Raw genomic sequence first — 19,234 nt, forward strand, 5'->3', positions numbered from 1 at the left:
AGACGGCCCCCGTTCGGACTCAGCCGGGAAACTCGCCGTTGGCTTTCAGCACTTCGCCCGCGAGGTAGAGCGAGCCCGCGATCAGGACGATTTCATTGGCTGGGTCGACAGTCAGGCCGGCGAGCGCAGCCTCAACCGAGGCGGCCGCTCGCGCGTCGGGGCCGAAGGCTGCCGCATCATAGTGGTCGTGGCCGGGGACCGGAACCACGGTAATCGAGGCGAGGCGGGGCGCGAGCGGGGCGAGGATCGCGTCGGGGTGCTTGTTCGCGAGCATGCCGGTGACAAGGTGAATGCGGCGGGAATCCTTCTCGAAATGGCGCGCGAGCTGGATGCCCGCGTCGGCATTGTGCGCGCCGTCGAGCCACACGTCGGTTGCCGGAGGAAGCAGCGCGGTGAGCGGCCCGGTTTCGAGCCGCTGCAGCCGCGCGGGCCAGAAGGCTCCCGCGACGCCCTTCCTGATCGCTTCGGCCTCCGGCTTCGCGCCCGGCGCGAGGTGGAGCATGGCGATGGCGAGGCCCGCGTTGCGCATCTGGTGCGCGCCGGCCATGCGGGGGCGCAGCAGGTCGAGCAGCGCGCCGTCCATCGACGTCCAGCGGAACGCGTCGCCGATCGGCTCGACCGACCAGGCATCGCCCTCGACGAAGGGGACAACGCCGGCTGCCTCGGCGCGCGCGGCGATGACATGGCCGAGCGGCGGCGGATAGGCGAGGGTGGCGAGTGCGGCGCCCGGCTTGACGATGCCGGCCTTTTCCCACGCGATCCGCATCGCGGGTTCGGACGGGGTGCCGTCCTCGGGCGCGAGCAGGAAGGCTTCGTGATCGATGCCGAGCGAGGCGATGCCGCACACCGCGGGCGGCGGGATGATGTTGGTCGCGTCGAGGCGGCCGCCGAGCCCGACCTCGACGATGCAGTCGTCGGCGGGAATGCGCGCGAAGGCGAGGAACGCGGCGGCGGTGGTGACCTCGAAGAAGCTCGCCTGCAGACCCTCAGCCTTGTCGAGCACCTCGGCGAGGAGACCGGCGAGCAGCGCGTCGTCGATCAGTTCGCCCGCGAGGCGGATGCGTTCGTTGAAGCGGACGAGGTGCGGGCTGGTATAGGCGTGGACGCGGCGCCCCTGCGCCTCGAGGATCGCGCGGAGATAGGCGCAGGTCGATCCCTTGCCGTTGGTCCCCGCGACGTGGAAGGTGCGCGGGTGATTGTTTTGCGGGTTCCCGAGGCGGTCGCAGATCTCGGCGATGCGCTCGAGGCCGAGGATATCGCGGCCCGGCGAGAGCGCGGCGAGGCGGTCGAGCTGGGCCTGGACGGCGGGGTCGGTGCTATGGGCGTGGTCGGGCATCGTCGAACGGCACCTAATAGATATTCGTCATTGCGAGCGTAGCGAAGCAATCCAGAGCGGGTTTATGCAGCTCTGGATTGCCGCGTCGCTTCGCTCCTCGCAATGACGATGCAGGAAAGCCTACGCCGCCTTCTCGGGCGCCAGATAACCGATCAATCGCCCCAGCGTCGCGGGCAGCTCTTTCCGGTGCACGACCATGTCGATCATCCCGTGGTCGAGCAGATATTCGGCGCGCTGGAAACCTTCGGGCAGCTTTTCGCGGATCGTGTTCTCGATCACGCGCTGGCCCGCGAAGCCGATCAACGCTTTGGGTTCGCTGATCTGCACGTCGCCGAGCATCGCATAGCTCGCAGTGACGCCGCCCGTGGTCGGGTCGGTGAGGAGGACGATATAGGGCAGTCCGGCGCGGCGCAGGCGGGCGAGCGCGACGGTCGCGCGCGGCATCTGCATCAGCGACAGCGTGCCTTCCTGCATGCGCGCGCCGCCGGCGGCGGTGATCGCGACATAGGGGCAACCGCGCTTGATCGCCTGCTCGACACCGGCGACGAACGCCTCGCCGACCGCGACCCCCATCGACCCGCCCATGAAGGCGAAATCCTGCACGCCGATCACGACCGGGCGGCCGTCGACGCGGCCGAAACCGTTCTGATAAGCATCGCGGTCGCCGGTCGACGCGCGCGCCGCCTTGATGCGGTCGACATATTTCTTGGTGTCGCGGAACTTCAGCGGGTCCTCGGGCGCCGCGGGGGCGGGAAGGATTTCGTGGAGGCCCCCGTCGAACAGTTGCGCGAACCGCTCCTTCGCGCCGATGCGGTCATGATGGTCGCAGCGCGGGCAGACGTTCAGATTGTCCTCCCACTCCTTGACGAACACCATCTGCTGGCACTGGCGGCACTTGTGCCACAGATTGTCCGCGGTATCGCGCTTCGCGGTGAAGGGCAGGGCGTTTCGGACGCGGTCGAGCCAGCTCATGCGGCGATCTCCTTTGCGCCGTGGATAGCATCGGCGAGGGTGCGGGTGAAGGCTTCGAGCGGCGCGGCCGCGGCGTCGCCATGCTCGGCGATGATATCGACGAAGGCCGACCCGACGACGACGCCATCGGCGACCTTCGCGATCGCAGCGGCCTGTTCGGGCGTGCGGACGCCGAAGCCGACCGCGACGGGAAGGTCGGTGGCGGCCTTGAGGCGCGTTACCGCATCCTCGATGCTCGTCTGCGCGGCCTGCTGGAGCCCGGTGATCCCGGCGACCGAGACATAATAGAGGAAACCGCCCGCGCCGTTCAGCACGTCGGGCAGGCGCGCGGCGTCGGTGGTCGGGGTAGCGAGACGGATCAGGTCGACCCCGGCGGCGCGCAGGCTCGGGCCGAGCTCGGGATCCTCTTCCGACGGAATGTCGACGCAGATCACGCCGTCGACGCCGGCTTTCCCGCACTCGGCGGCGAACCAGTCGGCGCCGCGGATCGTCATCGGATTGGCGTAACCCATCAGGACGAGCGGGACGTCGGGGTGGCGCTGGCGGAAAGCGGCGGCGTGCCCGAAAATGTCAGCGGTCGTCGTCCCCTTGCCGAGCGCGCGCAGGTTCGCGGCCTGGATCGCGGGCCCATCGGCCATCGGATCGGTGAAGGGCATGCCGAGCTCGATCACGTCGGCGCCTCCGGCGACGAGCGCGTCGAGGTTCGCGGCGGTGTCGCCATCGCCTGCGGTGATGAAGGTGACGAGCGCGGGGTGGGGCTTGGCGAAGGTAGCGGTGAAGCGGGTCATTCGGCCCATCCCTTGTTGGGTTTCGGCCATTGGCGATCGAATATCGCGCCAGCCTTTATGACGGCAAAAGCAATGCCCACGATCATGCCGAGATATTTGCTCCAGAGATGTGGCATTACAAAGCTCGCAAGAAGGAAGACGAGCGCAGCCAACCCTAACCCGACGCCGACTTTGAAAATGAACCGAAGAATATTGCGGCTCACAGCTCCACCCCCAGCGCATCCGCTACCGTGAAAATATCCTTGTCCCCCCGGCCCGAGCAGTTGACGATGATGATCTGGTCCTTGTCCATCGTTGGCGCGATGCGTTCGGCGGCGGCGATGGCGTGCGCAGACTCCAGTGCGGGGATGATGCCCTCCAGCTTCGTCAGCTTCTGGAAACTCGCGAGGGCTTCCTTGTCGGTGACCGGCTCATACCGCACGCGGCCGATCTCGTGGAGCCAGGCGTGCTCGGGCCCGATGCCGGGATAGTCTAGCCCCGCCGAAATGCTGTGCGCCTCGGTGATCTGGCCGTCCTCGTCCTGCAACAGATAGGTCTTGTTGCCGTGGAGGATGCCGGGGCGCCCGCCCGCGAGGCTCGCGGCGTGCTTCTTGTCGAGGCCTTCGCCCGCGGCTTCGACCCCGACGATCTCGACGCCCTCATCGTCGAGGAAGGGGTGGAAGAGACCGATCGCGTTCGATCCGCCGCCGACCGGGGCGATCAGCATGTCGGGCAGACGCCCTTCGGCTTCGAGGATCTGCGCCCGCGCCTCGTCACCGATCACCGACTGGAAGTCGCGGACCAGCTCGGGGTAGGGGTGCGGGCCCGCGACGGTGCCGATGATGTAAAAGGTGTCGTGGACGTTCGCGACCCAGTGGCGCAGCGCCTCGTTCATCGCGTCCTTCAGCGTCTTCGCGCCCGATTCGACCGCGACCACCTCGGCGCCGAGCAGCTTCATGCGGAACACGTTGGGCTGCTGCCGCGCGACGTCGACCGCGCCCATGAAGATGGTGCAGGGCAGGCCGAACAGCGCCGCGACGGTCGCGGTCGCGACGCCGTGCTGGCCCGCGCCGGTCTCGGCGATGATCTTCGTCTTGCCCATCCGTTTCGCGAGCAGGATCTGGCCGATGCAATTGTTGATCTTGTGCGCGCCGGTGTGGTTGAGATCCTCGCGCTTGAGGTAGATCTTCGCGCCGCCGAGATTGGCGGTCAGCCGCTCGGCGAACCACAGCGGGCTCGGGCGGCCGACATAATGCTTCAGCAGATAGTCGAACTCGGCCTTGAACTCATTGTCCTGCTGCGCCGCGCGATAATGACGCTCGAGGTCGAGGATCAGCGGCATCAGCGTTTCGGCGACATAGCGGCCGCCGAACTGGCCGAAGTGGCCGCGTGCGTCGGGTCCGGAGCGGAGGCTGTTGGGAAGGTTCGTCATCGTCCCGCCGCTTTAAGGAACGCCGCGATCTTGTCCACATCCTTGACGCCCGGCACGCTTTCGACGCCCGAGGAAACATCGAGCAGTGGCGCACCGGTCGCGGCGAGCGCTTCGGCGGCGTTGGCGGGGGTCAGGCCGCCCGCGATGCCCCAGTCCATCGTGTGGCGATGGTTGACGAGCAGGCCCCAGTCGAAGCGCGTCCCGGTGCCGCCGGGCAGCGCCTGCGCCGGGGCATCGAACAGCAACCGGTCGATGATCCCTTCATATTGCCGCGAGCGTTCGAGCGTCCCCGCGTCCCGCAGCCCGACCGCCTTCCACGCCTCGACCGGCACATGCTGCTTCACCGCCGCGATCCATTCGGGAGTCTCGTTGCCATGGAACTGGATGATGTCGGGCCGCACCGCGCTATAGGCCGCCCCGGTGACTTGCGGCGAGGCGTTGACGAGGAGCAGCGCGACCTTCACCGCCGACCCCGCGCGCCGGCGAAGTTCGGCCGCGGTCTTGAGGTCGACGTGGCGCGGGCTCGGCTCGTAATGCACGAGCCCGATGTGCGTGGCACCGAGCCGGATCGCGGCATCGAGCGTTTCGGGAGTCGAAAGACCACAGATTTTGACGAATGGGGGCATGGATTATCTCTGGTAACCCGTTCGCATCGAGCGAAGTCGAGATGCCCCTCGAACTTGCGCCGTTCCGATGGGTGTCTCGACTTCGCTCGACACGAACGGAAGTGGAAGGTGGCTTAAAGCGTCGCCTCGATCGCGCGCGCCGCGAGGTCGGGGTCTTCCGACTGGCTGATCGGGCGCCCGACGACGAGGATCGACGCGCCGTCGGTCATTGCCTGCGCCGGGGTTACGATGCGCTTCTGGTCGCCCGCGGTGCCGTTGGAGGGGCGAACGCCCGGGACGACGAAAAAGCCGCCCGGCCAGGCCCTGCGCGCCGCCTTCACTTCCTGGCCCGAGCAGACGATCCCGTCGAGCCCGGTTTCGCGCGCCAGCCCTGCAAGCCGCACGACCTGGTCGTGCGGCGATCCGCCGACGCCGATGTCCTCGAGGTCGGGAGTGTCGAGGCTGGTCAGCACGGTCACCGCGACAACCTTCGTGTTCAGCCCTGCGGCCGCCTTTGCCTCTTCGAGCATCGCACGGCCGCCGGCGGCGTGAACGGTCAGCACCGCGGGTTCGAGCGGGCGCAGCGCCTGAATCGCCTTCGCCACCGTGTTCGGAATGTCGTGCAGCTTGAGGTCGAGGAAGATCGGCAGGCCGAGCTTGCCCACTTCGTGCACGCCATGATGGCCGTTGGCGCAGAAAAATTCGAGCCCGAGCTTGAAACCGCCGACATGGTGGCGGACCCGCTGCGCCAGCGTCAGCGCGGCGTCGAGGTGCGGGGTGTCGATGGCGAGATAGAGCGGCGATGTCATTGCGGATCCAGCGGGGAAGGGGGGATGTCATTGACCGGAGCGGGCGCCGATGCGGGGGCCGGCGCCGGGTCGGTGGAACGGTTCGCCATCGCGCGCAGGTCGGCGAGCTGGCGCTCGCTGCTGTCGAGCCGCCGCTTCATCGACCAGCGCGCGGTGCGCAGCGCGATCCACATCGGCAGGCTGCCGAGCAGGAAGGCGACGACGATCAGCACCGGCAATTTGGTATCGAGGACCTGACCCGGCCAGATCGTCACCGTCACCGGGTTCCAGTTCGCCATCGCGAACAGGACGAGCACGATGGTCAGGAAGACCCAGATGATCGTACGCAGGATTCCCACTTGGCGTTGCTCCTCGTTCGGCCCCTCGCATCTCCTATGCGAGTTTCGCGCGGGTTTCCAGCCCAACCAGCCTAGGAGGTGCCGAACACGCGTGCGAAGATCGTGTCGACCTGTTTCAGGTGATAGCCGAGGTCGAACAGCTCGGTGAGTTGATCCGCAGACAGGCGCGCGGTCACGTCGCCGTCAGCCTTGAGCAGTTCGAGCAGCGAGAGCTGGCCGTCCGATTCCCACACTTTCATCGCGTTGCGCTGGACGAGGCGATAGCTGTCCTCGCGGCTCGCCCCCGCCTGCGTCAGCGCCAGCAGCACCCGCTGCGAGTGGACGAGACCGCCCATGCGATCGAGGTTCTTCTGCATGCGTTCGGGATAGACGAGCAGCTTGTCGACCACGCCGGTCAGCCGCGCGAGCGCGAAGTCGAGCGTGATCGTGGCGTCGGGGCCGATGAAGCGCTCGACCGACGAGTGGCTGATGTCGCGCTCGTGCCATAGCGCGACATTCTCCATCGCGGGAATCGCGGCGCTGCGGACCATGCGCGCGAGGCCGGTCAGATTCTCGGTCAGCACCGGGTTGCGCTTGTGCGGCATCGCCGACGAACCCTTTTGCCCGGGCGAGAAATATTCCTCGGCTTCCAGAACCTCGGTGCGCTGGAGGTGGCGAATCTCGACCGCGAGGCGCTCGATCGACGAGGCGATGACGCCGAGCGTCGCAAAGAACATCGCGTGGCGATCGCGCGGGATGACCTGGGTCGAGACGGGTTCGATCGCGAGGCCCAGCTTGGCGGCGACATGCGCTTCGACCCGCGGATCGATGTTGGCGAAGGTGCCGACCGCACCCGAAATGGCGCAGGTCGCGATCTCGGCGCGCGCCGCGAGGAGGCGCGTCTTGCAGCGCGAAAATTCGGTGTAGGCTTCGGCGAGCTTGAGGCCGAAGGTCACGGGTTCGGCGTGGATGCCGTGGCTGCGGCCGATCGTCGGAGTCAGCTTGTGCTCGACGGCGCGGCGCTTGATCGCCTCGAGCAGCGCGTCGAGGTCGGTGAGCAAGATGTCGGCGGCCTGCGCCAGCTGGACGGCCAGGCAGGTGTCGAGCACGTCGCTCGACGTCATGCCCTGGTGCATGAAGCGCGCTTCCTCGCCGACATTCTCGGCCACCCAGGTCAGGAAGGCGATGACGTCGTGCTTGGTCACTGCCTCGATCGCGTCGATCGCATCGACGTCGATCGCGGGATTCGTCGCCCACCAGTCCCACAGCGCCTTGGCCGCCGACTTCGGTACCGTGCCCAGTTCGGCGAGTGCGTCGGTCGCGTGCGCCTCGATCTCGAACCAGATGCGATAGCGATTCTCGGCCGACCAGATGGCGGTCATGGCGGGCCGGGCGTAACGCGGAACCATTGGATTTCCTTCCTTTTATGGCGATTTATCGCGGAATAGGCGCGAAATCGCGACCAGCCGCCCCCTAGCAGGGGTCGGGCGCTTCGCCAATCACCCGGGATCGGCAACTTTCGGCGGACCGCGCAGGTTGCCCCAATGCCCCTTCAAAAAAGGTGGCGGGTCGCACCCAAGACAGCACCGCCATCGCTACAGGAGATATATGATGCTGAAACAGATGCTTTTGATCGGCGCTGCAGCGGTGAGCTTCCCCGCGCTGGCGCAGGAAACCCCGCCTGCCGGCGACGATCCGACGAGCCAGCCGGCCCCGGCGGATCCCACTACCGACACGGCTCCGGCGCCCGACAGCACGACGCCGCCCGCGCCGACAGAGCAACCGGCTCCGACGCCCGACACGTCGACTCCGCCGTCGGATACCGCCACCCCGCCGGCCGACACGACGACGCCTGCTGATCCGACCACGCCGACCGATCCGTCAGCGCCCCCTGCCAGCGAGCCGGCTCCCGCCCAAGGCACGGCGGCGACGCCCGATCAGGTCGCGCAGATCGTGAACCAGGAGTTCCCGACCTACGACGCCGATGCGAACAGCGAACTCAACGAAACCGAGTTCGCGACCTGGATGAAGAAGCTCCGCACCGCCACCGACCCCTCGGTCGACCCCGAATCGGAGCAGGTCAAATCCTGGGTGAGTCAGGCCTTCGCCGCCGCCGATGCCGACAAGTCGGGCGGCGTCAGCAAGGAAGAGCTGACCGGTTTCCTGTCGCGCGGCGCCTGATCCCAGCGGATCGACGCCCTTGACCGGGTGGTGCGGCCGCCGGAGCGATCCGGCGGCCGTATCCGCGATTCCTTCTCCAGTGTCTGGGCTATGCGGCGCGTTGCACCTTGACGATCGACAGCCGGCGCTGCTGGCCGTCGCGGTCGGGCCACAGGATCGACTGGCCTTCGCGCATCCCGATCAGCCCGGCGCCCACCGGGGTCATGATCGAAACCCGCCCCGCCGCGATGTCGGCGTCGGCGGGATAGACGAGCTCGACGGTGCGCGACGCGCCGTTCGCCTCGTCGACGAATTCGACCCGCGTGTGCATCGTCACCACATCCGCGGGGATTTTATTCACGGGATGTATTTTCGCGCGGTTGATCTCTTCGAGCAGAAGCTCGCTGACCACCGGCGAGCGTTCCTGCTGGGCCAGCGCGAGGTCGGTCAGCGTATCGGCTTCGGAATCGATCATATGGATGGGCGGCCGCTTGGCCGGGCTGCGGGTTGTCATCGTAAGGGCTTTCGGATCGGGCAGGCGCACGCCTGCCGCATGGCATTGTAGGGAGAAGGAAGGCTGGCCCCGGGCTCGGGGCACGATGCGCCGGACCCGGGGCTAAAGGCCCGCGAGGCGTTGACCCGCATGCGAGTGGAGTCGGGACAGGGCGCGCAGCGTCTGCATCGCGGCATGATGTCCGCCTTGCCCGCGCAAGTCAAATGAAGCGCGCATGGAGCATCAAAGCAAGCCGAGCGCGCGGAGGCTGCGATAGTCCGATCCGCCGATAATGATATGATCGTGAACGACGATTCCAAGCTTGGCCGCGGCTTCGGCGATGTCGCGGGTGATCGCGATGTCCTGCCGGCTCGGTTCGGGACTGCCGCTCGGGTGGTTATGAACGAGGATGATCGCCGCCGCGCCGAGTTCGAGCGCGCGCTTGATCACCTCACGCACATAGATCGCCGACTGGTCGATCGACCCCTCGCTGACCAGCTCGTCGCGGATCAGCATGTTGCGCGCGTTGAGATAGAGAACGCGCACCCGCTCGACGTCGATCGGCCCCATATCGGCGCGCAGCCAGTCGAGCAGCGAATCCCAGCTCGAGAGCAGGGGTTTCTCGCGGAACTCGCCCTTCAGCATCCGAAGGCTCGCAGTCTGGACGATCTTCAGCGCCGCGATCGCGGTGTCGCCCATGCCTTCGACCCGCCGCAGCGATTCGGGGTCGGCGCTGACGAGCTGCGCGAGCGATCCGAATTCGCGCAGCAGCGCCTTGGCGAGCGGCTTGGTGTTGCGGCGCGGAATCGCGAGCGCGAGCAGATATTCGACGAGTTCGTAATCGGCCATGCCCTCGGCATCGCCGCCGAGCAGGCGGGCGCGCAGGCGGGCGCGGTGGCCCGCATGGTCGGGAAGGGGCGCGGGCGCGTCGGCATCGGCCATGCCCACGGGAATAACCGCCTTGTGGGGTGCACTCAACGGTCATAGAAAAGAACGACAGCGTTGCGGACCAATCTCCTGCATCGAAAGGGGATTTCCGCGCGTTCACTTGCGGGAACGGGTTTCGCGGTCGAAGGACGGACGATAGTTGCAGGCCATGACCGACCCTGAAGCGCCGGCGCCTCCCAAGCGATTGTTCAAGAAACGCTGGCTAACCGCGGGCGCCGTCGCCGCGCTGGCGCTGGGCCTGTGGCTGGCGCGCGAGCCGATCGCCGACCGCTTCATCCGCGACGAGCTCGACAGCCGCGGCATTCCCGCGCGCTACACTATCGACGAGATCGGCTTTCGCACCGAACGCCTGAGCAATGTCGTCATCGGCGATCCGGCACGGCCCGACCTGACCGCAAAGCGGGTCGAAGTGTCGCTCGGCTATGGTTTTTCGGGCCCCTATGTGTCCGAAATCCGGGCCGATGGCGTGCGCCTCTACGGTCGCTTCGTCGATGGCCAGCTTTCGCTGGGATCGCTCGACAAGTTCCGCGACCCGACCGACACGACGCCCTTCGCCTTGCCCGACCTGTCGGCGGTCCTCACCGACGCCCGCGCGCGGATCGAAACGCCGTGGGGCGTTATCGGCGCCGTGCTCAACGGTGGCGGCAATCTCAGGAATGATTTCGCCGGCAAGCTCGCGCTCGTCGCGCCGGTCCTGGACGCCGCCGGATGTTCGGGGGACGGCATCAGTTTCTACGGCGATGTGCGGGTCCGCGACGTCCGGCTGACCCTCGAGGGCCCGCTGCGCGGCAAGCGCCTGACCTGTGCCGACGGCAGCGTCGGCGCGAGCAGCCCGCAGGTCGCGCTCGACGTATCTCTCGCCGAAAATTTGCAAAGCTGGCGCGGCACCGCCGACGCGAGCATCGCGAAGCTCGCTGCGGGTGCGGCGCGGGCCGACAAGCTGGGCGTCATGGCCCGCTTTTCCGGCAGCGCCGCACGCACCGAACTCGATGTGACTGCCGAAATGGCCGAACTGCGCGCGCTCGATTTCGCAGCGCGCCGCGTCGACCTGTCGGCCAAGGCGGTCGTCGGCGATGCCGCGCCGCAGGTCGAAGGCGATATCCGCTTTGCCGAGGCGAGCGCCGGTGCGGCGCTGCGCCGTTCGATTGCCGCGCGCGCCATAGGTCTCGACGGAAGCCCGCTCGGCCCGCTCGCCGCCAAGGCGACCGCCGCCTTGTCGCGCATGCTCGCCGACACGGGCGGCAGCAGCGCCTTCGCGCTCGCCGGCGAGGGCAGGACCACGCGGCTCGAATTGATCGCGCCGCAGCTTCGGAGCGCAAGCGGCGCACGGATCGCGGGCAGCGCCGACAGCCGCATCGCGTGGCTGCTTGCAACGCCGGTTCCAGCGATGACGATCGCGGGCGACTGGACCTTCGGGGGCGGCGATCTGCCCTCGGGATCGCTCGCGCTAGATCGCCGCGCCGACGGGACGACGCGCGGCGAGGCACGCCTCGATGCCTATACCGCGGGCGGCGCGCGGCTGGTGCTCGATCCGGTCCGTTTCTCGGGCGGCCGCGACGGGATGGTGCGCTTCGCGACGCGCGCCACGCTGTCGGGCCCGCTCGCCGACGGCCGCGTCGAGGGGCTGACGATCCCGCTCGCCGGAGCGGTCGCGCCGACCGGCGACATCGCGCTCGGCGGCGGCTGCACGCGCGTCGGCTTCGAGCGGCTCGCGGCGGCAGGCTTCCGCTTCGGCCGCAGCGGCATCGACCTGTGCAGCCGCCCCGGCGCCCCGCTGCTCAGCGCCGGGCCGAACGGCCTGCGCGGCATCGTCCGCATTCCGGGCGTCGCGCTGCGCGGGGCGAGCGGCTCATCGCCCTTTGCCTTCGATGCGGGGCGGGGCGAGGTCGACCTCGCCGCGATGCGCTGGACGCTTGCCGGCGCCGATGTGCGGCTAGGGGAGGGCGACAGCGTCACGCGCTTCGCCGCCACGCGCATTTCAGGGCGCGGCACCGCGGGCGGCATGCAGGGCGATCTGACGGGCGCGAGCGGCAAGATCGGCGCCGTGCCGCTCAACCTCTCCGACATTGCCGGCCAATGGCGCTGGCAAGGCGGAGCGCTGACGCTCGACGGCGGGCTGCTGCTCACCGACGCCGCGCCCGATCCGCGCTTCTTTCCGCTGACGAGCGATGCCGCGACGCTCCGCTATGCGGCGGGGCGCATCGACGCCACCGCGAGCTTTCACGAGCGCAAGTCGGGACGGAAGGTCCTCGATACCGTGATCCTCCACGAGCTGGGCTCGGGCACGGGCCATGCCGACCTGAAAGTCCCCGAGCTGCGGTTCGACGAAGGCTTCCAGCCCGACCAGCTCACCCGGCTCGCACTCGGCGTCGTCGCCAATGTCCAGGGCTCCGTGGTGGGCGACGGGCGGATCGATTGGACCCCGGCGGGGGTCACCAGCCGCGGCACCTTCGCCACCGCGAACACCGACCTCGCCGCCGCCTTCGGCCCCGTCAAAGGGCTGACGACGACGCTGACCTTCGACGATTTGGTGGGGCTCCACTCGGCGCCTTCGCAGATCGCGACGGTGGCCGAAATCAATCCCGGCATTCCCGTCACGGCAGGGACGATCGAATATCGGCTGCTCGGCGACAACCGTGTCCGAATCGAGGGCGGACGCTGGCCGTTCGCCGGGGGCGAGCTGGTGCTCCACCCCGCGACGCTCGATTTCAACGCCACCGAACCGCGGCGCCTGTCCTTCGACATCGTCGGCGTCGAAGCCGCCGTCTTCCTCCAGCAATTCGGGTTCGAGAATATCAACGCGACCGGCAAGTTCGACGGGACGCTGCCGGTCGAGTTCGACGGGCTCGGTGGACGCATCGTCGGCGGGCGCATCGATTCGCGCAGCGGCGGCGGGACGCTCGCCTATGTCGGCGAACTGTCGAACCACAATCTGGGCACCATCGCCAATTTTGCCTTTGGCGCGCTGCGCAGTCTCCAATATGACGACCTGACGATCATCCTCAACGGGGACCTCGACGGGGAAATGGTGACCGATATCCGCTTTGGCGGCGTGGGGCAGGGCGAGGGCGCGACGCGGAACTTCCTGACCCGTCAGGTCGCGAAGCTGCCTTTCGTCTTCAACGTCAAGATCCAGGCGCCCTTCCGCCAGCTCATCTCTTCGGCCAAGGGTTTCTACGACCCGACGCTGGTGATCGAGCAGAACCTTCCGACCCTGCTGCGCGTGCAGCAACAGGTCGATGCCGCCAAACCGGGCGCTGAACCGCCCGTTCAGCCCCCAGAAAGCGAGCCCGTGCCATGACGATATCCAACAAGGAAAGAAGGAGGCTGGCTATCGGCGGCCGGTATCTGGCGATCCTCTGCGGCGTGGCGGGCCTTTCCGCCTGTGTGCAGATCGACACGCCCGACAAGCCGATCGAGATCAACCTCAACATCAACATCAAGCAGGAAATCGTGTACAAGCTTGATGGCGATGCGAAGAAATTGATCGAGCAGAATGAGGATATCTTCTGATCGAAACGGAGAATGGGGTAGAATGACGATGCGTTGGAAACACTGGAAATCTGGCGGAATGGCGATGGCCGCGATCACGGTGACCGCCGCGGTCGCCGTCGCGGTTCCCTCGGCGATGGCGCAGCGCGATCCCGCCTATGAGGCGGCGCGCTCGGCGGGGCAGGTCGGTGAACAGCCCGATGGCTATCTGGGCTTCGTGTCGAGCCCGACGGCGGCGGTGCGCGACATCGTCAACGACATCAACATCAAGCGCAAGGCGGCTTACACCGCAAACGCACCGCAGGGCAGCACGGTCGAGCAGTTCGCCTTCGCGACGGGATGCAATCTGATCGCGAAGACCAAGCCGGGCGAAAAATACAAGGCGCCCGACGGCCGCTGGCTGACGCGCGACAGCGGTCCGCCGGTGCGCGATTCGCGCTGCCCCTAAGACATTGTTTTCAAGGGCGCCCGCGGGCGCCAATGCCGCCGCGCCCCTAAACGCGGCGGCATTTTTGTGCGCCTGCGCGCGGTCATTTTTGTGCACCCGCGCACAAGCATTGACTTCGCGGGGCGGCATTCCTAAACGGGCCGCGCCTTAGGGGTCCCCCGATTTTTCGGGCCTTTTTTCGCAGGCAGAATCGGAGGTTTCCGCTTCTGTTTCAGGAGGATGGCGCATGATGACGGGGAACGGCAGCGATCCGGAACTTGGCTCGGAGGATTCGCGCCTGGTCTCGCTCGAAGAGCGATTGGACCGGGCCGAAGCCGCAGAAGCCAGGCGGGCCGGGATCGCCGCACCCGAATCCGATGCCAATTACCGGCTCGGAAATCGGGTGCTGGCGGAGCTGCTGGGCGGATTGCTGGGCGGAGCGTTGATCGGCTGGCTGATCGACCGGTTCGCGGGCACGTCGCCCTGGGGTTTGTTGGGGATGCTGGCCCTCGGGATCATCGTCGCCTTCCGGAATATCTTCCGGATCGCCAATGCCGCATCGCGCGGCAAGGGCGGTTCGGACCAGTGAGGTTCAGCCCCGCGGCCAAGGCCCAGGGATAGTGTGGAGTGACGAGCGTGTCCGCTGAGGCCGGTAAATTCGACCCGATGCACCAGTTCACCGTTGAGCCGATCGCGAAGCTGTTCGCGGCGGGCGATCGGGAAGTGTGGCTCACCACCAGCGCGGTCTGGATGCTCGCCGCCGCCGTCATCCTCTGGCTGTTCATGCTTGGCGGTATGAAGCGCCAGCTCGTTCCTGGCCGCTGGCAGATGGCGGTCGAAGGCTTCACCGGCTTCATTTCGTCGATGATGTCGACGAACATCGGACCCGAAGGGCGCAAATATACGCCCTATGTCTTTTCGCTCTTCATGTTCATTTTGTTCTGCAACATCCTGGGAATGGTGCCTTTTGCCCTCGGCGGCCTGCATCCGCTGACGGTCACTAGCCACTTCACCATCACCGGGGTGCTCGCGGTCCTCTCCTTCGCGATCGTGCTCGTCGTCGGTTTCTGGCGGCACGGCCTGCATTTCTTCTCGCTGTTCGTTCCGCACGGCACGCCCTGGCCGATGATTCCCTTCATCGCGCCGATCGAGTTCGTGTCCTTCATGGTGCGCCCGTTCAGCCTCGGCCTGCGACTGTTCGTCGCGATGACCGCCGGGCACGTTCTGCTCGAAGTGTTCGCCAACTTCATCGTCCAGAGCTCGGGTGCCGGCGCTGCAATCGGCCTGCCGGTCGGCATCGCCAGCATGGCGCTGATGATCGGCATCAGCGCGCTCGAACTGCTCGTCGCCGGCATCCAGGCCTATGTTTTCGCTCTGTTGACCTCGCTCTATATCAACGACGCGGTCAACCTTCACTAATCCCGTTTAAAACCAAACGATTATATCAAGGAGTTAAATTCATGGACGCACAAGCAGCGACGCTCATCGGTGCCGGTCTCGCCGCGATCGGCGCCGGCATGGCCGCGATCGGCGTGGGCAATGTTTTCGGCAGCTTCCTGGAAAGCGCGCTGCGCAATCCGGCCGCCGCCGACGGCCAGCAGGGCCGCCTGTTCATCGGCTTCGCCGCCGCCGAGCTTCTGGGCCTGCTGTCGTTCCTGATCGCGATCCTGCTGTATCTGAAGGCAGCCTGATCCGGCGCCGCGCCGATCCCGGTTCGCGGGACGGCGCGGCATCGCATCCGGGTGCGGATTCCGGTCCAGTCGTCAAGCGGAAGAAGATAGATGCCACAGATTAACCAGCTGGCTGAAAACTGGTATTTTGCCTCGCAGCTTTTCTGGCTCGCGCTGATTTTCGGCGCGGTGTTCGTGGTGATCGGTCTGGGCATGTATCCCAAGATCGAAGCGACGGTCGATGCGCGCGATCGCAAGATCGCCGACGATCTGGCGGCGGCGAAGGCGGCGCACGCTTCGGCCGACGGGCTGGAAGAACAATATCGCCAGCAGAGCGACCTCAGCCGCGCAGCGGCGCAGGCCGCGGTGCAGGACGCCAAGGACAAGGCGGCGCGCGACGCAGAAAAGCGCCTTGCCAAGGTCGATGCCGAGCTGGCGGACAAGCTCGCGGCTGCGGAGGCTGACGTCTCCGCGGCGCGCAAGTCGGCGATGGCCGAGATCGAGGCTGTCGCGGCTGAAGCGGCGGGCGAACTCGTCGCCAAGCTTTCGGGCGTGAAGGTCGCCGCGGCGGATGCGAAGCAGGCGGTGAAGGCGGTGCTCCATGGTTGAACTGATCCTCTCCGAAGCCGCGGGCGCTGCGCATGGCGGCGGCGCGGGCTTCCTGTCGTCGCCGAGCTGGTGGGTCGCGCTCGCGATGACGATCTTCCTGCTCGTGCTGGTCTGGAAGAAAGCTCCCGCGGGGCTCGGCGCCATGCTCGACAAGCGCATCGCAGAGATCCGGACGCAGCTCGACGAGGCCGAACAGCTTCGCCTCGACGCCGAATCGCTGAAGGCGGAGTATGAAGCCAAGCTCGCCGACGCGACGCGCGAAGCCGAAGAGATGCGCGCGCGCGCCAATGCCGAAGCAGAAGCGCTGGTCGCCAAGGCGAAGGCCGACGCAACCGCGCTGATCGCGCGCCGCAAGCAGATGGCCGAAGACCGCATCGCGGCGGCCGAAGCGGGTGCGCTCGCCGAGGTCCGCACCGCGGCCGCCAAGGCGGCAACCGACGCCGCGGCGACGCTGATCGCGGCCAAGCACGACGCCAAGGCCGACAAGGCGCTGGTCGATCAGGCGATCGCGGCGGTCTCCAAGGGCTGACCGTCCGATATTGCCGGCACAAAACGCCCGCGGATTTCCGCGGGCGTTTTGTTATGGAAGTGCTTGGCTAACGGCGAATATCGCGCACCACCCTAGAAATTGGCCGCGGCGTCGTCGAACGGATTGGCGACCTGCGTGCCGCCGGTGCGGTAGCAGACGAACTCCATCACCGCTTCGTTGATGCTGTCCGGCGCGGGAACTTTCTGCTCATTGATCGTTTCCGACGCCTCGGTGTCGATATAGGCGCCCCTGGCGCCATAATAGCTGTATTGCAGCGTGCGGAAATAATTGCCGGTGCAGTCGAATTCCTGCCGGATCTTCACGCCCCAGATGTCGCCGTCGAGCGGCGTCGAATAGACGCTCTGGATGTCGCCGATCATCTTGTTGTCGAGCGGGCGCAGGCTCGAAAGATCGACATAGGTCCGGGTATTTTCGTTCCCACCGACCAGATACCAGCTTTCGGCGGCCGCTTCGGTCGGAACGAGCGGCAACAGCGCGACGGCGGCCAACAGCAAACGCATGAGAATCCCCCACTTGATCAAGCGCCCCGCCAAACTCTGCCATAGGTGCGGGGCGGCGTGAAGAGGGCTGAACGGCGGCGCTAAGCAAAATAAATTCGGGCGCCTCGCTTGGCCGAAATCGATCGCGCGATAGCGAAAAGCGGCGGTGCATTACGTCCGACGCTATGGCGGCCCGCACTGCCTTCGCCTACATGCAGAATATGGCTCGCCCCAATGCTCCCGACCGGTTCAACGAAGAAAAAGCCACTTATGTGATCCGCGGTAGCGGCGAGGAGGGCGACAAACCCGACCTCGAGCGCGGCGCCGGTGTCATCCGCGGCGTCGTCCGCAAGCTGCCCGTGCGTCCCGGCGTCTATCGCATGCTCGATGCGCGCGGCGACGTGCTTTATGTCGGGAAGGCGCGCGCGCTCAAGAACCGCGTCACCAACTACACCCAGGTCGCGCGGCTGCCGCAGCGGCTTCAGCGCATGGTCGCGCAGACACGGGCGATGGAGATCGTCACGACGAACAGCGAGGCCGAGGCGCTGCTGCTCGAGGCGCAGCTGATCAAGCGCTATCGCCCGCCGTACAACGTGCTGCTGCGCGACGACAAAAGCTTCCCCTTCATCCTGCTGCGCATGGATCACGACTTTCCGCGGGTGCAGAAGCACCGCGGCGCACGGCGCGCCAAGGGGCGCTACTACGGGCCTTTCGCGAGCGCCGGATCGGTGAACCGCACGCTCAACGCGCTGCAAAAAACCTTCCTGCTGCGCAGCTGCACCGACAGCTTCTTCGCCAACCGCTCGCGGCCGTGCCTGCTCTATCAGATCCGTCGCTGCTCGGCGCCGTGCGTCGATCGCATCTCGAAGGAGGATTATGCCGGGCTGGTCGGCGATGCCCAGGATTTCCTCGAAGGCCGCTCGACCGCGGTGCAGAAGCGGCTGGGCGATGCGATGACGCAGGCGGCCGAGGCGATGGATTATGAGCTGGCCGCCGTCCTGCGCGACCGGCTCAAGTCGCTGACCTTCATCCAGGGCAGCCAGTCGGTCCACGCCGACGGACTCGGCGACGCCGACGTCTTCGCGCTCGCGGCGAAGGGCGGCCAGCTCTGCATCTCGGGCTTCTTCATCCGCGGCGGACAGAATTGGGGGCATCGCAGCTTCTTCCCCGCGCATGTCGTGGGGGTTCCCGAGGAAGAGGTGATGGCGAGCTTCCTCATGCAATTCTACGAAGGCGTGCCGCCGCCGAAGTTGATCCTCGTCGACCGCGAGCCCGCCGAATGCGCGCTTCTCGCCGAGGCGCTCGGCGAGACGGCGGGGCGCAAGGTCGAGATCGGAGTACCCCAACGCGGCAACCGGCGACGCCTGCTCGAACAGGCAGTGCGTAACGCGGGCGAGGAACTCGACCGGCGGCTCGCCGAGAGCAGCAGCCAGGCTAAGCTCGGCCGCGAACTCGCCGAGCTGTTCGACCTCGATGAGTCGCCGCAGCGCATCGAAATCTATGACAACAGCCATATCCAGGGCACCAATGCCTTGGGTGCCATGGTCGTCGCGGGGCCCGAGGGCTGGATCAAGGGCGCCTATCGCAAGTTCAACATCAAGCGCGCCGAAACGCAGCCCGGGGACGATTTCGCGATGATGCGCGAAGTGTTCCAGCGCCGCTTCGCACGCGCGATCGAAGAAGACCCCGAACGGACGAAGGGCGAATGGCCCGACCTGGTGCTGATCGACGGCGGCAAGGGGCAGGTGTCGGCGGTGTCGGCGGTGTTCGCCGAATTGGGGATCGACGATATGCCCTATGTGGGCGTCGCCAAGGGACCCGACCGCAACGCCGGGCGCGAGACCTTCTACCTGCCCGACGGGCGCGAATTCACGCTGCCGCCGAACAACGCCGTGCTTTTCTACATCCAGCGGCTGCGCGACGAGGCGCACCGTTTCGCGATCGGCGCGCACCGTCAGAAGCGCGCCAAGGCGATGGGAAGCTCGCCGCTCGACGAGGTGCCGGGCATCGGCCCCGCGCGCAAAAAGGCGCTGCTCATGCACTTCGGCACCGCGCGCGCGATCCGCAGCGCGAGCCTCGAGGATCTGAAGCGCGCACCGGGGGTCAGCGCGGGCGTCGCGCAGGCGGTGTATGATTTCTACAATCCGGGAAGCTGAGAGGAACGGGAC

22 protein-coding genes are annotated in these 19,234 nt (G+C 67.0%); 10 read left to right on the forward strand and 12 right to left on the reverse strand.

The window, feature by feature from the left end; genetic code table 11:
- Positions 1 to 19: 19 nt before the first annotated feature.
- The 9 genes from ACOTSS_RS08805 to purB all read right to left on the reverse strand — a co-directional run bounded on the left by ACOTSS_RS08805 (position 20) and on the right by purB (position 7,647).
- Positions 20 to 1,336 carry a bifunctional folylpolyglutamate synthase/dihydrofolate synthase gene (locus ACOTSS_RS08805; protein ID WP_448691118.1) on the reverse strand — a complete coding sequence of 439 codons (1,317 nt, stop codon included), beginning with the start codon at positions 1,334 to 1,336 and terminating at the stop codon, positions 20 to 22.
- 120 nt (positions 1,337 to 1,456) lie between these two features.
- Positions 1,457 to 2,308 carry an acetyl-CoA carboxylase, carboxyltransferase subunit beta gene (gene accD, locus ACOTSS_RS08810; RefSeq protein WP_448691119.1) on the reverse strand — a complete coding sequence of 284 codons (852 nt, stop codon included), beginning with the start codon at positions 2,306 to 2,308 and terminating at the stop codon, positions 1,457 to 1,459.
- Positions 2,305 to 3,096 (reverse strand): tryptophan synthase subunit alpha, encoded by a 792-nt coding sequence (gene trpA, locus ACOTSS_RS08815; RefSeq protein ID WP_448691120.1) that lies wholly within the window; start codon positions 3,094 to 3,096, stop codon positions 2,305 to 2,307. Before trpA ends, accD begins: the two co-directional genes overlap by 4 nt.
- Positions 3,093 to 3,299, reverse strand: a complete 207-nt coding sequence (locus ACOTSS_RS08820; protein WP_448691121.1) for a hypothetical protein — start codon at positions 3,297 to 3,299, stop codon at positions 3,093 to 3,095. Before ACOTSS_RS08820 ends, trpA begins: the two co-directional genes overlap by 4 nt.
- Positions 3,296 to 4,507, reverse strand: a complete 1,212-nt coding sequence (gene trpB / locus ACOTSS_RS08825; RefSeq protein WP_448691122.1) for a tryptophan synthase subunit beta — start codon at positions 4,505 to 4,507, stop codon at positions 3,296 to 3,298. The genes ACOTSS_RS08820 and trpB overlap by 4 nt, the downstream gene beginning before the upstream one ends.
- Positions 4,504 to 5,133: a phosphoribosylanthranilate isomerase gene (locus ACOTSS_RS08830; protein ID WP_448691123.1), complete on the reverse strand. Its 630-nt coding sequence runs from the start codon at positions 5,131 to 5,133 to the stop codon at positions 4,504 to 4,506. The genes trpB and ACOTSS_RS08830 overlap by 4 nt, the downstream gene beginning before the upstream one ends.
- Before the next feature lie 113 nt (positions 5,134 to 5,246).
- Positions 5,247 to 5,921, reverse strand: a complete 675-nt coding sequence (pyrF, locus tag ACOTSS_RS08835; protein ID WP_448691124.1) for an orotidine-5'-phosphate decarboxylase — start codon at positions 5,919 to 5,921, stop codon at positions 5,247 to 5,249.
- On the reverse strand, positions 5,918 to 6,259 hold the full coding sequence (locus tag ACOTSS_RS08840) for a lipopolysaccharide assembly protein LapA domain-containing protein (protein ID WP_095389152.1): 342 nt from the start codon (positions 6,257 to 6,259) through the stop codon (positions 5,918 to 5,920). The genes pyrF and ACOTSS_RS08840 overlap by 4 nt, the downstream gene beginning before the upstream one ends.
- Positions 6,260 to 6,330: 71 nt before the next feature.
- Positions 6,331 to 7,647 carry an adenylosuccinate lyase gene (purB, locus tag ACOTSS_RS08845; RefSeq protein ID WP_448691125.1) on the reverse strand — a complete coding sequence of 439 codons (1,317 nt, stop codon included), beginning with the start codon at positions 7,645 to 7,647 and terminating at the stop codon, positions 6,331 to 6,333.
- Between the two features lie 202 nt (positions 7,648 to 7,849).
- Between purB and ACOTSS_RS08850 the strand changes: the two genes are divergently transcribed.
- The gene (locus tag ACOTSS_RS08850) at positions 7,850 to 8,419 is read left to right on the forward strand and encodes a calcium-binding protein (protein WP_448691126.1); all 570 of its coding nucleotides are present in this window, start codon (positions 7,850 to 7,852) and stop codon (positions 8,417 to 8,419) included.
- A gap of 88 nt (positions 8,420 to 8,507) precedes the next feature.
- Here the strand turns inward: ACOTSS_RS08850 and rnk are convergent, their stop codons facing one another.
- Together rnk and radC are read right to left on the reverse strand one after the other, a co-directional pair.
- Complete coding sequence (gene rnk, locus ACOTSS_RS08855) at positions 8,508 to 8,912, reverse strand: nucleoside diphosphate kinase regulator (RefSeq protein ID WP_448691127.1); 405 nt, start codon at positions 8,910 to 8,912, stop codon at positions 8,508 to 8,510.
- Between the two features lie 222 nt (positions 8,913 to 9,134).
- Complete coding sequence (gene radC, locus ACOTSS_RS08860; RefSeq protein ID WP_448691128.1) at positions 9,135 to 9,833, reverse strand: RadC family protein; 699 nt, start codon at positions 9,831 to 9,833, stop codon at positions 9,135 to 9,137.
- Positions 9,834 to 9,987: 154 nt separating this feature from the next.
- Here radC and ACOTSS_RS08865 point away from each other — a divergent pair, with 154 nt between their 5' ends.
- From ACOTSS_RS08865 to ACOTSS_RS08900, 8 genes are all read left to right on the forward strand, one after another.
- Positions 9,988 to 13,140 (forward strand): intermembrane phospholipid transport protein YdbH family protein, encoded by a 3,153-nt coding sequence (locus ACOTSS_RS08865; protein ID WP_448691129.1) that lies wholly within the window; start codon positions 9,988 to 9,990, stop codon positions 13,138 to 13,140.
- Positions 13,137 to 13,352, forward strand: coding sequence for a YnbE family lipoprotein (locus ACOTSS_RS08870; RefSeq protein ID WP_448691130.1), 216 nt, complete (start codon positions 13,137 to 13,139; stop codon positions 13,350 to 13,352). The genes ACOTSS_RS08865 and ACOTSS_RS08870 overlap by 4 nt, the downstream gene beginning before the upstream one ends.
- A 58-nt stretch (positions 13,353 to 13,410) precedes the next feature.
- Positions 13,411 to 13,779, forward strand: coding sequence for a YdbL family protein (locus tag ACOTSS_RS08875; protein WP_448691131.1), 369 nt, complete (start codon positions 13,411 to 13,413; stop codon positions 13,777 to 13,779).
- Between the two features lie 229 nt (positions 13,780 to 14,008).
- Entirely contained in the window at positions 14,009 to 14,347 is a 339-nt protein-coding gene (locus tag ACOTSS_RS08880; RefSeq protein WP_448691312.1) for an AtpZ/AtpI family protein, read from the forward strand.
- 47 nt (positions 14,348 to 14,394) lie between these two features.
- Positions 14,395 to 15,177 carry a F0F1 ATP synthase subunit A gene (locus ACOTSS_RS08885; protein WP_448691313.1) on the forward strand — a complete coding sequence of 261 codons (783 nt, stop codon included), beginning with the start codon at positions 14,395 to 14,397 and terminating at the stop codon, positions 15,175 to 15,177.
- 41 nt (positions 15,178 to 15,218) lie between these two features.
- Entirely contained in the window at positions 15,219 to 15,449 is a 231-nt protein-coding gene (locus ACOTSS_RS08890) for a F0F1 ATP synthase subunit C (RefSeq protein WP_067108963.1), read from the forward strand.
- Positions 15,450 to 15,539: 90 nt separating this feature from the next.
- Positions 15,540 to 16,037: a F0F1 ATP synthase subunit B family protein gene (locus tag ACOTSS_RS08895; RefSeq protein WP_448691132.1), complete on the forward strand. Its 498-nt coding sequence runs from the start codon at positions 15,540 to 15,542 to the stop codon at positions 16,035 to 16,037.
- Complete coding sequence (locus ACOTSS_RS08900) at positions 16,030 to 16,566, forward strand: F0F1 ATP synthase subunit B family protein (protein WP_448691133.1); 537 nt, start codon at positions 16,030 to 16,032, stop codon at positions 16,564 to 16,566. Before ACOTSS_RS08895 ends, ACOTSS_RS08900 begins: the two co-directional genes overlap by 8 nt.
- 92 nt (positions 16,567 to 16,658) lie before the next feature.
- On the opposite strand, the gene ACOTSS_RS08905 is transcribed toward ACOTSS_RS08900, so the two are convergent.
- The gene (locus ACOTSS_RS08905) at positions 16,659 to 17,087 is read right to left on the reverse strand and encodes a surface-adhesin E family protein (protein WP_095389145.1); all 429 of its coding nucleotides are present in this window, start codon (positions 17,085 to 17,087) and stop codon (positions 16,659 to 16,661) included.
- A 200-nt stretch (positions 17,088 to 17,287) separates the two neighbouring features.
- Here ACOTSS_RS08905 and uvrC point away from each other — a divergent pair, with 200 nt between their 5' ends.
- Entirely contained in the window at positions 17,288 to 19,222 is a 1,935-nt protein-coding gene (gene uvrC / locus ACOTSS_RS08910) for an excinuclease ABC subunit UvrC (RefSeq protein WP_448691314.1), read from the forward strand.
- The last annotated feature ends 12 nt before the right edge of the window (positions 19,223 to 19,234 follow it).

Source organism: Sphingopyxis sp. NJF-3 (assembly GCF_053514865.1).

Coding starts and splice junctions, on each gene's coding strand:
- accD (WP_448691119.1), bottom strand. CDS start 2,308: ATGAGCTGGCTCGACCGCGTCCGAAACGCCCTGCCCTTCACCGCGAAG.
- ACOTSS_RS08830 (WP_448691123.1), bottom strand. CDS start 5,133: ATGCCCCCATTCGTCAAAATCTGTGGTCTTTCGACTCCCGAAACGCTC.
- purB (WP_448691125.1), bottom strand. CDS start 7,647: ATGGTTCCGCGTTACGCCCGGCCCGCCATGACCGCCATCTGGTCGGCC.
- ACOTSS_RS08890 (WP_067108963.1), top strand. CDS start 15,219: ATGGACGCACAAGCAGCGACGCTCATCGGTGCCGGTCTCGCCGCGATC.
- trpB (WP_448691122.1), bottom strand. CDS start 4,507: ATGACGAACCTTCCCAACAGCCTCCGCTCCGGACCCGACGCACGCGGC.
- ACOTSS_RS08870 (WP_448691130.1), top strand. CDS start 13,137: ATGACGATATCCAACAAGGAAAGAAGGAGGCTGGCTATCGGCGGCCGG.
- uvrC (WP_448691314.1), top strand. CDS start 17,288: ATGGCTCGCCCCAATGCTCCCGACCGGTTCAACGAAGAAAAAGCCACT.
- ACOTSS_RS08805 (WP_448691118.1), bottom strand. CDS start 1,336: ATGCCCGACCACGCCCATAGCACCGACCCCGCCGTCCAGGCCCAGCTC.
- radC (WP_448691128.1), bottom strand. CDS start 9,833: ATGGCCGATGCCGACGCGCCCGCGCCCCTTCCCGACCATGCGGGCCAC.
- ACOTSS_RS08850 (WP_448691126.1), top strand. CDS start 7,850: ATGCTGAAACAGATGCTTTTGATCGGCGCTGCAGCGGTGAGCTTCCCC.
- ACOTSS_RS08875 (WP_448691131.1), top strand. CDS start 13,411: ATGGCGATGGCCGCGATCACGGTGACCGCCGCGGTCGCCGTCGCGGTT.
- ACOTSS_RS08865 (WP_448691129.1), top strand. CDS start 9,988: ATGACCGACCCTGAAGCGCCGGCGCCTCCCAAGCGATTGTTCAAGAAA.
- rnk (WP_448691127.1), bottom strand. CDS start 8,912: ATGACAACCCGCAGCCCGGCCAAGCGGCCGCCCATCCATATGATCGAT.
- ACOTSS_RS08880 (WP_448691312.1), top strand. CDS start 14,009: ATGACGGGGAACGGCAGCGATCCGGAACTTGGCTCGGAGGATTCGCGC.
- pyrF (WP_448691124.1), bottom strand. CDS start 5,921: ATGACATCGCCGCTCTATCTCGCCATCGACACCCCGCACCTCGACGCC.
- trpA (WP_448691120.1), bottom strand. CDS start 3,096: ATGACCCGCTTCACCGCTACCTTCGCCAAGCCCCACCCCGCGCTCGTC.
- ACOTSS_RS08905 (WP_095389145.1), bottom strand. CDS start 17,087: ATGCGTTTGCTGTTGGCCGCCGTCGCGCTGTTGCCGCTCGTTCCGACC.
- ACOTSS_RS08895 (WP_448691132.1), top strand. CDS start 15,540: ATGCCACAGATTAACCAGCTGGCTGAAAACTGGTATTTTGCCTCGCAG.
- ACOTSS_RS08900 (WP_448691133.1), top strand. CDS start 16,030: ATGGTTGAACTGATCCTCTCCGAAGCCGCGGGCGCTGCGCATGGCGGC.